The sequence below is a fragment of the Sphingorhabdus sp. genome (assembly GCF_044239045.1).
Classification (GTDB): domain Bacteria; phylum Pseudomonadota; class Alphaproteobacteria; order Sphingomonadales; family Sphingomonadaceae; genus Sphingorhabdus_B.
The window spans coordinates 75,742-91,142 of the sequence record NZ_JBIICD010000006.1; the positions used below are offsets into that span (position 1 = coordinate 75,742).

Below are 15,401 nucleotides of genomic sequence, written 5' to 3' on the forward strand. Positions count from 1 at the left end.
ATCAGCTCCGTTTGCCGGATTTAAAAACGCCACAGATAATCCGCTTACCACTATTGCCGCTCGGGTCGGTTTTATAGTCATCGGCTTTCTCATGAATAACGAGAGCGCCGCCATCAGCATCCAACAGACCATTAGGCCCTGACAGTGCAATATCCGTCAACTTATACTCTAGCGTGATTTTAAGATTGGCGCCCGCCGTCACATTCGGCAAATCGCCATCATGCGCGCCCATAGGGTTATCGTGGCCATGCTGCTTCATATCTGGGTTCCAGTGCGGTCCGGCGCTGGCGAAGTCAGGTGCCTGGCATTTACCAACCGCATGAAGATGCATGCCATATGTCCCAGCGGCAGGCGCTTGGGCAGACAGGCTCAAAAACACGCCATCGCGCCGCTGCGATATTGTCGCAACGCCGGCCCAACTGCCATCGGCACGGGCCAGGTCAGCCGTCAGCACTTCGGACGCCTCAACTGCCTTTGGTGATTGCAGAGTTGAACAACTAGCAAGGATAGGAATGATGAAAATCGTTAGAAACTTGCGCATATTCTACTCCTGAATCTGTGTGTCGGGCAAAGCATAACATGAACCGAGCCGCACTCAATTTGTTTCATGCAATCAATGTGCCCACTCTTGTGGCTTCACGCCTTGCGCAAATAGCAACGCCGTCAGATCATTGTGCCGCACGGAAAAGTTAGCTGCTTGCGCCAATTGCGGGCGCGGATGATAGCCAACACCAAGACCCCCGCCGGACACTGCGGCAGCAATCATCGGCAAGTCATTCGCACCATCACCAACCGCGAGCGCCGATCCGAGGGATAGGCCGCGTGCTTGGGCTGCGGCATGCAAGACCGCACGCTTTGCTGACGCATCCACTATATCGTCCGCCAATGCGCCGGTCAGTCGCCCGTTCTTAATCTCCAGAAGGTTGGCATGCACTTCATGAAAGCCGAGCATCTTTGCCACAGGCCCAGTAAAGCTCGTAAACCCGCCCGATACAAGCACCGCATGCGCGCCCCATCCGGTCATGGTGCGCACGAGGATTTCGGCCCCCGGCATTGGCTGCACGCGTTCGCCTAGGCACTGCGCAATGACATTCTCGTCCAGCCCCGCGAGAAGGGCTACCCGCGCCTTTAACGCCTCGGCAAAATCGAGCTCGCCTGCCATTGCACGCTCGGTGATCGCTGCAATCTCCGGCTTAATGCCGGCATAATCGGCTAGCTCGTCAATACATTCGACCGTAATCATTGTGCTGTCCATATCGGACACCAAAAGCATTTTGCGGCGGCTACCGTCTTCCTGCACTATTATATCGAAACGGTCCTCAAGCGCTGCCAAGGCAGCACGTGCATCAGATACCGCGCCTTCAAACGATATGTCGGCGGCTTTGCCTTCTGCGAGCCAATCAAAAGCCGTTGGGATACAGCCAGCTTCGGCCAATCGATCCTCGGCCTCTGAAAAGTTGCCGCTTTCCAGATTATCTGCTGCTATCAGAGTGCAAATGGGCATATCGAATCCTCAAAATATGGTCGCGCTTATCGCGGGTCCAACGGCAAGCGGCAAGACGGCATTAGCGCTGCATCTCGCCAAATCCGGCAATTTTGTCATTATCAACGCCGACAGCGCGCAAGTATATTCCGACCTACCCATATTGAGCGCCCAGCCCACGCCCGATGAGCAATGCAGCGCTCCGCATCACCTTTTTGGCTATATTGACGGCTTAACACCCTGCTCCGCCGCGCGCTGGGCAAGTGATGCGAAGGTCGCCATTGCGCGGGCCCATGAGGCCGGCGTTACGCCGATATTGGTTGGTGGTAGCGGTCTCTACATCCGTACTTTGCTAGACGGCATTGCGCCCATTCCGGAGGTTGATCCTTTATTGCGTGCCGAGATACGCGCGATGCCAGTGGATCAAGCCTACGCCGCGCTTCAAGCATATGATGCGCAAGTTGCCGCAAGCTTGGCCCCCACTGACGTAAGCCGGATCACCCGCGCGCTTGAGGTCGTAAAAAGCACCGGAAACAGCATCGCAACGTGGCGCGCAACCAAAACGGGCGGGATATCTGCTGACATCCGTTTGCGGCCTTTGCTGCTCTTGCCCCCACGTGATTGGCTATACGACCGCTGCGACAAAAGATTTGAACTGATGATGGAGCGCGGCGCCATTGATGAAGTGGAGGCGTTGCTTGCCCGCAATCTGCCGCAAGATGCTCCTGTTATGCGCGCCATAGGTGTGCCCGAGATTTCAGCCTATCTCAAAGGCACTATGTCGCGGGCTGAAGCGATCACGCTCGGTAAAATCGCCACCCGTCAATATGCAAAGCGGCAGTTTACCTGGTTTCGCAATCAGGCTCCAACGGAATGGCCACGTGAAAATGCAATTGTAAATGATTCAAATATTGATGATATTGAAATAATATTTCAATGAATGTATTTGACAAGTCATTTTCTAATCACTAGCTAGCCCGCTCTTGGTTTCCCTATTGCAGTGCAACATAAGGAAGCCGCTTAACAATTAAGGACTGTCTAGTGCCCGAAAAATCCGGCGCAGAAATTTTGATCGATACCCTGGTTGAACAGGGCGTGGACACCGTATTTGGTTACCCCGGTGGCGCTGTTCTGCCTATTTACGATGCTTTATTTCAGCAAAAGAAAATTAAACATGTCCTTGTCCGGCATGAGGGGGGCGCTGCCCATTCTGCGGAAGGTTATGCCCGCGCAACGGGTAAACCCGGCGTTGTGCTTGTTACATCCGGCCCCGGCGCCACCAATGCTGTAACCGGCATTGCAGATGCCTTTATGGATTCCATCCCGCTGATCGTTCTGACGGGTCAGGTTGCGACCAATTTGATCGGCTCCGATGCCTTTCAAGAGGCCGATACTGTTGGTATCACACGCCATTGTTCAAAGCATAATTATTTGGTGAAGGATCCTGCCGAACTTGCAACAATCGTGCGGGAGGCTTTTGCCATCGCCACCAAAGGACGTCCCGGCCCGGTCGTCATCGACATTCCCAAAAATGTGCAGGTCGCAACGGCTTCAACCGATGTGAAGCGCCCTACCCGATCGCGCTTCACTTATGCGGGCGAAGCTGACTATGCCGAAATCAATCGCGCGGTCGAATTGATTGCCAATGCCAAAGCACCGATATTGTACACGGGCGGCGGGATCATCAATTCGGGCCCTGCCGCCAGCGAAGCATTGCGTGAATTGGCCGAGCTGACCGGAGCGCCTGTGACATCTACCCTAATGGGCCTTGGTGCATATCCGGCCTCCGGCGAGTCGTGGTTGGGCATGTTGGGCATGCACGGCACATATGAGGCCAATATGGCCATGAACCAATGCGATGTCATGGTGTGCCTCGGCGCGCGCTTTGACGACCGCGTAACAGGCCGCTTGGACGCTTTTTCGCCCAAGAGCGTTAAAATCCATGTCGATATTGACCGCAGTTCGATGAACAAAACCGTCCGTGTCGATCTACCTATCGTCGCGGACGTCGGCATGGCCATGCGTCAGATGATTGATGTCTGGAAAGGCCGGAAATACAAAAAACAGCCGTTGACCGAATGGTGGTCCCGCATCGCCGGATGGCGCGCCGTGGATTGCCTGAGCTACCCCGGCAGCACGCAGGAAATCATGCCGCAATATGCGATTGAACGCCTGTTTGAGGCAACCAAGGACAAGGCCCCGATTATCACGACCGAAGTTGGCCAGCATCAAATGTGGGCCGCGCAGCATTTTCATTTTGATGCGCCGAACAAATGGCTAACCAGCGGCGGCCTTGGCACCATGGGCTATGGCCTGCCTGCCGCAATCGGCGCCCAAATGGGGCATCCGGACGCGTTGGTTATCGACATTGCGGGTGAGGCATCTATCCAGATGAACATCCAAGAAATGGCAACAGCCACGCAATATCGCCTGCCGGTGAAGGTCTTCATCCTCAACAATGAATGGATGGGCATGGTACGCCAATGGCAAGAGCTGACCTATGAAAGCCGCTATTCCGAAAGCTATTCGGACAGCCTGCCTGATTTCGTCGCGCTGGCCGAAGCTTATGGCTGGAAAGGCATTCGTTGCGATGATCCGGCGAAGTTGGATGATGCTATCGCCGAAATGCTGGCGCATGACGGGCCTGTTATGTTCGATTGCCGTGTACACAAAACGTCGAACTGTTTCCCGATGATACCATCTGGCGCAGCCCATACGGACATGATCCTAAATGCAGACCAAGTATCGGGCACCATGGATGACGAAGCAAAGGCGCTCGTATAATGCATATTAAGCAGGAACTTACCGAACGGCACGTACTGACGCTCACTGTTGATAATGAAGCGGGCACCTTGGCGCGGATTGCGGGCATGTTTACGTCGCGCGGCTATAACATCGACAGCCTTACCGTGGCCGATATCAGCGAAGACCACACCACAAGCCGGATAACGATCGTCACTAAAGGCCCGCCGCCGGTTATTGACCAGATCATCGCGCAATGCGAGCGACTGATCCCGGTGCATAAGGTCACGGATCTCACCGAAGCTGGGCCACATGTAGAGCGGGAATTGGCTTTGGTCAAAGTCCACGGCACCGGTGACCAACGCGTGGAGGCCATGCGTCTTGCCGACATTTATCGCGCACGCGTGATTGATGCGACCGTCAACAGTTTCATTTTTGAAATCACTGGCGGCCCTGAAAAGATAGACACATTTGTAAGTTTGATGCGCGAAGTTGGGCTGGTCGAAGTTGGCCGCACGGGCATTGTCGGGCTAATGCGCGGAGCAGACGCGAGTTAACCTCTATATCACTACCCTATATGCATTTGACCAAAGGTCACTGTTATTATTGCGCCGTTGAAAGTAAGGCCCTGAAACACGTTCAGGGTGACGGCAACGAAGAAGGACGGAAGAATGAAAGTATATTATGACGCAGATTGCGACTTGGGCCTTATCAAAGACAAGAAGGTCGCGATTGTAGGCTATGGTAGCCAGGGCCATGCTCATGCGCAAAATCTGCGCGACAGCGGCGTTGCGGATGTCGCTATTGCCCTTCGCGCCGGGTCGGCAACCGCGAAAAAGGCGGAAGCTGCTGGTTTTAAGGTTTTGGCTAATGCAGACGCGGCCGCTTGGGCCGATATCCTCATGGTATTGGCACCCGATGAGCATCAGGCTGCAATTTACGCCGACGATCTGCACGCAAACATGAAACCAGGTGCGGCGCTCGCCTTTGCCCATGGTCTCAACATCCATTTCGGCTTGATTGAGCCGCGTGCCGACATTGATGTCATCATGATCGCGCCAAAGGGCCCCGGCCACACAGTGCGCAGCGAATATCAAAAGGGTGGCGGCGTACCTTGCTTGATTGCTGTTGCACAGGATTCCAGCGGTAATGCCCATGACATCGCGCTTGCTTATGCCAGCGGCGTTGGCGGCGGACGCAGCGGCATCATCGAAACCAACTTCCGCGAGGAATGCGAAACCGATTTATTCGGCGAACAGGCCGTCTTGTGCGGCGGCATCACGCACCTCATTCAGGCCGGCTTTGAGACATTGACCGAAGCTGGCTATGCGCCGGAAATGGCCTATTTCGAGTGTCTGCATGAAACCAAGCTGATTGTGGACCTCTTGTATGAAGGTGGCATTGCCAACATGCGTTATTCGATCTCGAATACCGCAGAATATGGCGACATCACCACAGGGCCACGTATCATTACTGACGAAACCAAGGCCGAAATGAAGCGCGTTCTCGCGGACATCCAATCGGGTCGTTTCGTCAAGAATTTCGTGCTCGATAACCGCGCTGGTCAGCCTGAATTGAAGGCCGCACGCAAGGCCGCTGCGGCGCACCCCATTGAGGCAACGGGCGCAAAGCTGCGCGCGATGATGCCTTGGATTGCAAAGAATAAGCTGGTGGATCAGGCGAAGAATTAATCGCTTTTTCCTAGCTTGACTCATTTGGGGGAGGCATCGACACTGATGCTTCCCCTTTTTGCTGTCTGGAGCCAAGTTATGCGTAAGCTTTTATGTGCCCTTCCTCTCTTATTTGCTGTACCTTTGATCGCGCAGAGCGCGCCGCAAATGCCCGGAACGATGGACGTTGCCCGCGTCACCGCTGGAACCTACAACACCGACCCCGGCCATACACTGATCGGCTGGCGCGTGAGCCATTTTGGCTTCAACGATTATTTCGGCATTTTTGGCGATGCGACTGGAACGCTGACGCTTGATCCAGCCAATCCGAATGCCGCCAAAGTCGACATCACTATTCCGATTAGCAAGGTTACAACGGCAAGTGCAGGCCTAACGGGGCATCTGCTGCGCGCTGGCAAGGACGGCGGCAAGGCTGACTTTTTTGGACCTGCCCCAGCCGATGCCAAATTCGTTTCAACCCGTGTCGTGACATCTGGCACCACCGCCAAAATCACGGGCAATCTAACGCTAAATGGTGTGACCAAGCCAGTCGTTCTGGACGCAAAATTTTCTGGCGCGGGCAATAATCCGTTTAACAAGAAAGCCACCGTCGGCTTTCACGCCACCTCGGTCATCAAACGCAGCGAATTTGGCATAAGCTATGCCGTTCCGATGATTTCGGATGACGTGACGTTGGACATCAGCGTCGCGTTCGAAAAGGCAAGCTAAGGATCAAAAACATCATCATGCAAAGCCGTAAAGATTAGAAGTTAAGGAAAATTTCTCTTCTTTGCGGCTTTATTTGAAGAAGACGAGCCGGGATACTTACCCCAAATAGCGCGCATCAAGGCTGGCTTTCGCCGCGCGATACTCGGCTTCAAGCTGGTCAACAAATTGCGCGACGGTTTGCACTTCCTTGATCGCGCCAATACCTTGGCCTGAACCCCAAATATCTTTCCAGGCCTTGGCTTCACTGTTTCCGCCAGAGCCAAAGTTCATCGTCGAAATATCGCCCTTGGGCAGGTTGTTCGGGTCCATCCCTGCCCGCTCAATGGACTGGCGCAGATAGTTCCCGCTGACGCCCGTGAAGAGGTCGGAATATACAATGTCGGCAGCCTTCGCCTCGACGATATTGTCTTTGTAACCGTCAACTGCGTTCGCTTCCTTGGTCGCGATGAACGCGCTACCGATATAGCCGAAGTCGGCGCCCATGGCCTGCGCCGCAAGAACCGAGGCACCATGCGCGATAGAGCCGGACAGAGCGACAGGGCCGTCAAACCATTCACGGATTTCGCGCATCAATGCGAAAGGCGACGTCACGCCCGCATGGCCGCCAGCACCTGCAGCAACAGGGATGAGGCCGTCCGCGCCCTTTTCAATCGCCTTGTGCGCGAACCTGTCGTTGATGACGTCATGGAACGCAATGCCCCCCCAGCTATGAACGGCTTGGTTGAGTTCTTCCTGCGCGCCAAGCGAGGTAATAGTAATCGGCACCTGCCATTTGGCGCAGACAGCGAGATCCTCCTGCAGCCGGTTATTTGACTTATGGACAATCTGGTTCACCGCATAAGGCGCGGCAGGACGGTCAGGATTATCCCGGTTATGCGCGGCCAGTTCTTCGGTAATCTGATGCAGCCATTCGTCCAGCTGGCTTGCAGGGCGGGCATTCAGCGCCGGAAACGACCCAACCACACCTGCCTTACACTGCGCGATGACCAGTTCTGGCCCGGATACGATGAACAGCGGTGAGCCGATCACTGGAAGCCGAAGATTATCGAAAATTGCTGGAAGTGCCATATGTCGAATCCCTTGTTAATTCATCAGTTAAATGCGGGTTAGCCACAGCCTATCGCAGCTGTCAAATGCGCCTTTTTGAAGGGGCCGTTCCGTAGGGTAAGCTTCTGCAACGACCGCCTTGCCCCCTTCAGTCACTGCTCAACAGTATAAAGCGTTGTCCATATTAAACGCCCCTAGAACGCCATCAGGGCGCGTAATTGGAATTTGGCAACCTCTGGCACCCTAAACCCCGTTAGCAGCGCTTAGAATGGCTCTGACGGACGCCGTGGCCACATCCGGACTGATACCAACGCCGAATAATATAGGGCCGTTGCCAACGCGGCATTCGACATAAGCAGCGGCGCGTGCATCGGTGCCATGGCCAATAGCGTGCTCGCTATAGTCGATGATGTCCAGCGGACCGCCCAGCGCGTCTTGTAATGCGTTAGCAAGGCTGGAAATCAGGCCGTTGCCGCGTCCGCTGACGCTCTGTTCGACGCCATCAATGCGGATATTTCCCGCAAAGATGCGTTCTTCCTTTTGCCGCTGACTTTGCGTTTCGTGGAAATCGATTAACCGGAACCGGCCATCACCCTTGAGATGGTAACGATTTTCAAACGCCTCCCAAATGTCCGCACTCGTCAGTTCGCGCCCGGTCGTGTCGGACAATTCCTGCACGGTGGTCGAAAAATTCGCTTGCATCCGTTTAGGGAGTTTTAAGCCTTGGTCCTGCTCAATCACCCAAGCCACACCGCCCTTACCGCTTTGCGAATTCACACGGATGACGGCTTCATAATTTCGGCCCAAATCGGCGGGATCAATCGGTAGATAAGGCACGCGCCAAATTTCGTCATTCTGTCGTTCGTGCGCCGCGAACCCTTTTTTGATTGCGTCCTGATGCGATCCTGAAAAGGCGGTGAATACCAATTCGCCAGCGTAGGGATGCCGCGGGTGTACGGGCAATTGGTTGCAGTATTCGACGGTCTGAATGACTTCGTCAATGTCGCTGAAATCAAGGCCGGGGTGCAAGCCTTGGGTGTACATGTTCAACGCCAGCGTTACCAAATCGACATTGCCAGTGCGCTCGCCATTGCCAAAGAGGCATCCCTCAATACGGTCGCCGCCTGCCAGCAAGCCCAGCTCGGCGGCGGCGATACCACTGCCCCGATCATTGTGCGGATGCAGGCTGATGACCACATGGTCGCGCGCGCTAATGTGGCGGCACATCCATTCGATTTGGTCGGCATAGACGTTGGGCATTGCGGCCTCAATCGTTGCGGGCAAATTGAGGATCAATGGCTTTGCTGCCGATGGCTGCAGCACGTCCATCACCGCTTCGCACACCTCAAGGCTGAATTCGAGCTCAGCCGTCGAGAAAGTTTCGGGGCTATATTCAAAATGCCAATCGGTTTGCGGATATTTGGCCGCCTGTTCTTTCAGGATATTCGCGCCTTCAATAGCAATCGCCTTCACGCCTGCCTTGTCAAGGTTGAAGACGATGTCGCGCCATGCTGGGCTGACCGCATTGTAGACATGCACAATTGCGCGCGGCGCGCCGGCCATGCTCTCGAATGTTTTTTCAATCAGGTCACGCCGGGACTGCGTCAGGCTTTGGATTGTCACGTCATCCGGAATGCATCCGCTGTCGACTAATCCGCGAATAAAATCAAAGTCGGTGGCGCCCGAACTTGGAAAGCCAACCTCGATCTCTTTCACGCCGACCTTCAATAGCAGATCAAAAAAGCGCTTTTTCTTCTCTGCCCCCATCGGGTCAATAAGCGCTTGATTTCCATCGCGCAGATCGGTGGAAAGCCAGCGCGGTGCGCGGTCTATGGTCCGCGTCGGCCATATACGGTCGGGCAGATCCACTTGGGGGAAAGGTCGGTATTTACGCGATGGGTCGGAAAGCATCATGATAATTGGCAACTTCGCTGAAACGCCCAGCTTAGGGGCTAAATTTGGCGGGGATGTGGCCCTTAGGCGGGTTGCCGAATAGGATCGACAAAACAGGCACGCCTAAGGGCGTGTAAGTCGTAGTAGGAGAAGCGAAAGGGCGTTGCGCGATTTCATTACAACTTTGCGATAGCCAATTCGTGCAACATTCGTCCAGTCTTAAAATGCGTTACGGTTATATTGTTACCATTGCGCATTAAATTTCGACCTGACTGCCCAGCTCTACTACGCGATTGCTTGGCAATTTGAAAAACTCCATCGCATTGGCGGCATTACGCAGCATCCAGGAGAAAATCTTTTCCCGCCAGATCGCCATTCCGGGCATTTTGGAGGCGATCAATGTCTGACGCGACAGGAAGAAGCTGGTGTGCATCATGTCAAATTTAGGACCGCATAAATCAACCAAGTCGAGGGTTGCTGGCACATTGGTTTCTTCTAGAAAGCCAAAGCGCATTTTGACACGATAAAAACCTTCACCCAAATCCTTAGAGATAATACGGTCCGTGCTGACGACATAGGGCACATCCTCAATCTGCACCGTCAAGATGATGACGCGCTCGTGCAGAATGCGGTTGTGTTTAATATTATGCAGCAAAGCCGAAGGCACACCACTTGCAGCCGATGCCATAAATATTGCCGTGCCTGGCACGCGTGTCGCGCTATGGGCGGCAGACTTTATGAAAATCTCCATGGGCATGGTGCTTTCTGCCATGCGCTCACGCATCAAAGCGCGGCCACGCGACCAAGTCGTCAATAATGTGAAGATCACCAAACCAATGACTAAAGGCACCCATCCGCCCGATGGCACCTTCAACAAATTGGCACCCAAATAGGCAAAGTCGACGATGAAGAATAAAGCGAGGATTGGCAGTGCTTTCCACTTTGGCCATTTCCATAGCGACAGCAGGACAACCGCAATCAAACAGGTGTCGATGAACATCGCGCCGGTCACCGCTATACCATAAGCGGCGGCAAGGTTGGACGATGATTGGAAGAATAAAACAAGCAGCAATACCATTACCGCAAGGCCCCAGTTAATCGCCGGAATGTAAATCTGTCCGGCTGCTTTCTCGCTGGTGTGCAAAATGCTCAGCCGTGGCATGAAGCCCAACTGAATGGCTTGCTGCGTCAATGAGAACGCGCCAGAAATAACCGCTTGGCTGGCAATAATTGCCGCCATAATCGTGAGGAAAATGACTGGCGTGCTGATCAGTTCGGGGACCATCAGGAAGAATGGGTCGCGAATGGCAATCTGGGCCTCAGCTGGCGTCATGGACAAAATCATTGCCCCCTGCCCCATATAATTGAGCATCAGCGCGGGCAGTACGAAGAACAGCCAGCTAAATTTAATGGGCCGCCGTCCGAAATGCCCCATGTCGGCGTAAAGAGCCTCCGCACCTGTCACGGCCAGAACAACGGTACCCATAGCCACAAAGGCCCGAAAACCGTCAATATAGAAGAAATAGAACGCATTCATCGGGTTCAAAACGTCGAGGATGATCAACGGCATCTTGGTCAGATGCATCAGACCCAAGCCCGCCAGTGTCGCAAAATACACCAGCATGATTGGCCCGAACCAAGCACCCACCTTCGCCGTGCCGCGTGATTGGAACGCAAACAACGCGCCAATAATCACAACAGATATCGGCAATATCCAGGCGCTAAAGCCCTCATTCACATATTTCAAACCTTCTGCCGCTGACAAGATCGACATGGCTGGCGTAATCATGGAATCGCCGTAGAACAGGGCGGTTGCAAACACCCCGAGCATGACAAAAGGCGCAGTCCATTTCGCGCCAGCCGTCTGCCGGTTGATGAGCGCCAAAAGGGCAAGGCTTCCGCCCTCGCCCTTGTTGTCGGCTTTCATGATGGTGAAGACATATTTGAACGTCACCACAATCATCATCGACCAGAAAACAAGGCTCAATACGCCTTTGATGTGCATCGGGTCAGGGGTTATTGGGTGATGCCCGGCAAAGGTTTCACGGAACGCGTAAATCGGACTGGTGCCAATGTCGCCGAAGACAACGCCAACGGTGCCAAGGCATAAAGCCAGCAGCGAGCCTTTTGGGGCGTGGCTGTGATGATGATCCTGATCACTGTGACCAAAATCGTCTGCTTGCGGTCCAACCATAATGCTTCCCCGGCTTTCGTCCCAAATGCCATGTTACCCGTGGCTGGGGCGCGGGCAATAGCATGGTGCACTGCGGTTCACAACACAGCAATACAAAGACTAATTGTTATAAAAATACAATAATTACAGCTATTTAATTGGTGCAATTGATTCTGTTTGTGTAGCTTGCGCTCGCAAGGCTTTCGCCGCCAGCAGTTGCGACTCAATCCGAGTTTTCCATTTGGCATTGGGTGTCGCCAGTGAAACGGTTTTTTCCCAGAGCAAGATAGCACCATCAAGGTCACCAGCAAACAAGCGCGCTAGCCCGTCAAAATAATAAGGCGCAGGATATTTAGGGCGGATCGTCCGCGCTTTATCGAATGCCAATTTCGCAGCTGGGGACATTTGTCCCTCACTTGCCAGCATCAATTGCAGCCCAAGTGCGGACCATAAATCGGCATTCTGCGGGTCAGTACGTAAGCCTGATTGAATATAAGAGGCCGACAAAGGATAATCGCCTTGCTTGGCAAAGGAATCGGCCGTCACGAGCCAACGCTGAGCACTGCCAAAGCTCTGATCCATATCCGCACGGATTTCGACCAACTGTGTCGCACCAACAGCACTGGCTTCTAACGGCTTTGCGGGTGCTGGAGGTAATGAGGGACGTCCTTGCAACGCGTATCCGGCCATACCCAACAGTACGGTTGCGGCAGCAACCTGCCATAACCCCTTTGACGAGCGCACGAAAAAAACCAACACAGATAGGCTCAGGACCGATAGCAGCCCGAGTGCAAACCAACCGTTCATGTGCGCCTCCGAAAAAGCCCGCGGGCCAGCCAAATTGAGGCTATGAATATCAAGAAAGGTGCGACCCAGAGCAAAAGTCCGACGCCCTTCATTTCCGGCTCAAAACTGACCCATTCACCGTAGCGATCAATCATCCAACTCCGAATGGCTTGTGGTTTCTCGCCAGCCGCGATTTGTTGCCGCACCTCGGCGCGCATCGTGCCTGCCATTGCGGCATCGCTATCTGCAATAGACTGCCCCTGACACTGAATGCAGCGCAAACTATGCATCAGACGCATGGCTTGCGCCTCCTGCGCCGGATCAGCCAGTTGTCGGTTGGCCAGCGGCGGCGGCGGGCCACTGCCTTGCGCAAACACAGGCACGGAAAGTGCAAGCAAAATGAAGGCAAAGGCTCTCATTTCGCGGCATTCACTTTTTCAATCAACATCGGCACATGTTCTGCCCTGATGTCACCAATATGCTGAAACAATATCGTTCCGTCGCCCCCAATGACATAGGTTTCAGGAACGCCGGATGAGCCAAGCATTAGCTGCACCGCCATTTCGCTGTCTGAACCAATGCGCCGAAACGGATTGCCGAACTCGGCCAGAAAGGCAGCCACATCTTCCGGCCTATCACGAATGGCGATGGCATCAATCTCAACCCCAGCGGCCTTCAATGCCTCCAGATGCGGGGCCTCCGCTTTGCAAGGCAGGCACCAGCTTGCAAAAATATTGAGCAAACGCGGCTTCCCATCGGCCATGTCGGTATTGGATAAAGCTGGAACGCCAGCGGTTGCAGCAGGCAGGGCAAATGCGGGTAGTTTTTTACCAATCATTGCGGAATGGACTTGATCATCCTTCGGCACTGCAAGGCCGTAGATTGCAAGCCCGCCAATAAAGGCTAAGACCGCAAGCGGTATCCATAAAAGCCATGGCCGGTTCATGCGCGCTCCCACTTATTGATTGCAGGTTTCTTGGCGCGCCGGAACATGCGACCGAACAGCGATATCGTACCGCCAAGGGCAATTAGGATCCCGCCATACCAGATGAATGTCACATATGGCTTCCACCACAAACGAACTTGCCATCGGCCGTCACCCTCTTGATCCGGTTGCGCGATTACGGCGTATAATTGGCCGTTCCAGCGGGTAAGCAATGCGGCCTCACTAGTCTGCATTTCGGGTTTGAAAAACTGCCGCGACTGCGGACGAAGCATAAACGTACCGCCATTTTTACTAGCGACCATCTCTCCTTCGACGGCAACCCAATTGTCACCGACAACTGGCTTTACGTCATCAAGTTTAACCTTCCAGCCAGCTATCTCCGCGCTTTCACCTGGCGCAAGCGCCGTCAGAGTTTCTTTAGAAAAGCCGGATTCCGCCGCCATGCCAAAGACACTGACCGCTATTCCGAAATGCGCGATGACCATCCCGAAAATCGGTAAAGGCGTCCGCAGCAATTTGCGGCCGCGCAGCGGCAGCCACGCAGCCACCGCAAGCGCCAAAGACAATGCGATACCGAGGAGCGGGAACAAGCGCGTATCGGGAGCCACTTTCCAAGCAGCCAATCCGCCGCATACCAAAATCGCTGCCGCGCCAATCAGCCAATATTTGATCCGCATCAACGCGTCCCGCCGCCACCGCAACATCGGACCAATCAACAAGGCGACCATCAATAGCAGCATGACAGGCACGGTCGCTTTGTTGAAATACGGCGGACCAACCGAAATCTTGTCCCCCATCGCCTCTGCAGCCAACGGGTATAGCGTTCCTATCAGAACGATCGCCAAAATGACGCTGAGGAAGATGTTGTTCGCGACGATACCGCCCTCACGGCTAACCAATTGGAAGGGCTCGCCTTGCTTCACCGTGCCGATACGAAGGGCAAAAATGACGAAAGCGATGCTGGTATAAATTAGCATGAGCGCCAGAATGAACGCGCCACGTTCCGGATCAACAGCAAAGGCATGAACACTGGTCAATATCCCCGACCGTACGAGGAATGTGCCTGCCATCGACATCGCAAAAGCGACCAAGGCAAGCATGATGGTCCATGCGCGCAGCGCGTTACGGGTGGCAAGAACGCTAACCGAATGCAGCAAAGCCGTCGCGGCGAGCCATGGCATCAGTGAAGCATTTTCAACGGGATCCCAAAACCACCAACCGCCCCAGCCGAGTTCATAATAGGCCCAATAGCTGCCCGCGGCGATGCCGATGGTAAGGAAAATCCAAGCGGTTAAAACCCACGGTCGCATAGCGCGCGCAAATGCTGGCCCCACTTGATTTGTCAGCAAGGCGCCAACCGCAAAGGAAAATGCAATCGATAGCCCGACATAGCCCATGTAAAGCGTTGGCGGATGAAAGGCGAGACCAACATCTTGAAGTAACGGGTTAAGACCTGCGCCCTCCATTGGCGCAGGCACGAGCCGTTCAAATGGGTTCGACGCAAATAACAAAAATGCAAAAAAACCGAGCGCAATAAAACCCTGCACCGCGAGCGTCGCATATAATGTCTTTGCATCAATCCGTTTTTCAAAAAACGCGATGGCCGCGCCAGATACCGACAGCACCGCAACCCACAGCAGCATCGAGCCTTCATGATTGCCCCAAGTGCCAGCAAGCTTGAAGATCATCGGCTTGTCGATATGGCTATTGCTTGCAACCAACAGAACTGACAGGTCGGTCACATAAAATAGCCACATCAGCGCAAAAAAGGCGAAGGCGCACAGTCCGCCCTGCACATAAGCCGCTGGTTTAATGAGCGGCACCAACTGCCCTGCGCCACCGCGCAACAATGTCAGGCCGCCGACAAGCTGCAGCAACGCCATAGCCGCCGCCAGCCAAAGGGCGGCCAATCCTGCCTCTGCGATCATGTCA

14 protein-coding genes are annotated in these 15,401 nt (G+C 54.3%); 5 read left to right on the top strand and 9 right to left on the bottom strand.

Annotated elements, in window-relative coordinates:
• Window position 1: 1 nt before the first annotated feature.
• A complete protein-coding gene (locus ACILP4_RS03835; RefSeq protein WP_395619424.1) occupies window positions 2-541 on the bottom strand; it encodes a superoxide dismutase family protein in 540 nt (179 codons plus the stop codon).
• A gap of 72 nt (window positions 542-613) precedes the next feature.
• The gene (serB, locus tag ACILP4_RS03840; RefSeq protein ID WP_395619425.1) at window positions 614-1,504 is read right to left on the bottom strand and encodes a phosphoserine phosphatase SerB; all 891 of its coding nucleotides are present in this window, start codon (window positions 1,502-1,504) and stop codon (window positions 614-616) included.
• Between serB and miaA the strand changes: the two genes are divergently transcribed.
• The 5 genes from miaA (at window position 1,497) to ACILP4_RS03865 (ending at window position 6,624) form a co-directional block, all read left to right on the top strand.
• On the top strand, window positions 1,497-2,423 hold the full coding sequence (gene miaA / locus ACILP4_RS03845) for a tRNA (adenosine(37)-N6)-dimethylallyltransferase MiaA (protein ID WP_395619426.1): 927 nt from the start codon (window positions 1,497-1,499) through the stop codon (window positions 2,421-2,423). The genes serB and miaA overlap by 8 nt on opposite strands.
• 101 nt (window positions 2,424-2,524) lie before the next feature.
• Window positions 2,525-4,267 (top strand): acetolactate synthase 3 large subunit, encoded by a 1,743-nt coding sequence (locus ACILP4_RS03850; protein WP_395619427.1) that lies wholly within the window; start codon window positions 2,525-2,527, stop codon window positions 4,265-4,267.
• Complete coding sequence (gene ilvN, locus ACILP4_RS03855; RefSeq protein ID WP_395619428.1) at window positions 4,267-4,782, top strand: acetolactate synthase small subunit; 516 nt, start codon at window positions 4,267-4,269, stop codon at window positions 4,780-4,782. Before ACILP4_RS03850 ends, ilvN begins: the two co-directional genes overlap by 1 nt.
• A 114-nt stretch (window positions 4,783-4,896) precedes the next feature.
• Complete coding sequence (ilvC, locus tag ACILP4_RS03860; RefSeq protein WP_395619429.1) at window positions 4,897-5,916, top strand: ketol-acid reductoisomerase; 1,020 nt, start codon at window positions 4,897-4,899, stop codon at window positions 5,914-5,916.
• Between the two features lie 78 nt (window positions 5,917-5,994).
• The gene (locus ACILP4_RS03865; protein WP_395619430.1) at window positions 5,995-6,624 is read left to right on the top strand and encodes a YceI family protein; all 630 of its coding nucleotides are present in this window, start codon (window positions 5,995-5,997) and stop codon (window positions 6,622-6,624) included.
• 96 nt (window positions 6,625-6,720) lie between these two features.
• Here the strand turns inward: ACILP4_RS03865 and ACILP4_RS03870 are convergent, their stop codons facing one another.
• The 7 genes from ACILP4_RS03870 to ACILP4_RS03900 form a co-directional block, all read right to left on the bottom strand.
• Entirely contained in the window at window positions 6,721-7,692 is a 972-nt protein-coding gene (locus ACILP4_RS03870; protein WP_395619431.1) for an NAD(P)H-dependent flavin oxidoreductase, read from the bottom strand.
• Between the two features lie 222 nt (window positions 7,693-7,914).
• Window positions 7,915-9,585 carry a 2-isopropylmalate synthase gene (gene leuA / locus ACILP4_RS03875; RefSeq protein WP_395619432.1) on the bottom strand — a complete coding sequence of 557 codons (1,671 nt, stop codon included), beginning with the start codon at window positions 9,583-9,585 and terminating at the stop codon, window positions 7,915-7,917.
• A gap of 235 nt (window positions 9,586-9,820) precedes the next feature.
• Window positions 9,821-11,758 (bottom strand): potassium transporter Kup, encoded by a 1,938-nt coding sequence (locus ACILP4_RS03880; RefSeq protein WP_395619433.1) that lies wholly within the window; start codon window positions 11,756-11,758, stop codon window positions 9,821-9,823.
• A gap of 129 nt (window positions 11,759-11,887) precedes the next feature.
• Window positions 11,888-12,544, bottom strand: coding sequence for a tetratricopeptide repeat protein (locus tag ACILP4_RS03885; protein WP_395619434.1), 657 nt, complete (start codon window positions 12,542-12,544; stop codon window positions 11,888-11,890).
• Window positions 12,541-12,942, bottom strand: coding sequence for a cytochrome c-type biogenesis protein CcmH (locus tag ACILP4_RS03890; protein WP_395619435.1), 402 nt, complete (start codon window positions 12,940-12,942; stop codon window positions 12,541-12,543). Before ACILP4_RS03890 ends, ACILP4_RS03885 begins: the two co-directional genes overlap by 4 nt.
• Window positions 12,939-13,469 carry a redoxin family protein gene (locus tag ACILP4_RS03895; protein ID WP_395619436.1) on the bottom strand — a complete coding sequence of 177 codons (531 nt, stop codon included), beginning with the start codon at window positions 13,467-13,469 and terminating at the stop codon, window positions 12,939-12,941. Before ACILP4_RS03895 ends, ACILP4_RS03890 begins: the two co-directional genes overlap by 4 nt.
• Complete coding sequence (locus ACILP4_RS03900) at window positions 13,466-15,397, bottom strand: heme lyase CcmF/NrfE family subunit (protein WP_395619437.1); 1,932 nt, start codon at window positions 15,395-15,397, stop codon at window positions 13,466-13,468. The genes ACILP4_RS03895 and ACILP4_RS03900 overlap by 4 nt, the downstream gene beginning before the upstream one ends.
• Between the last annotated feature and the right edge of the window lie 4 nt (window positions 15,398-15,401).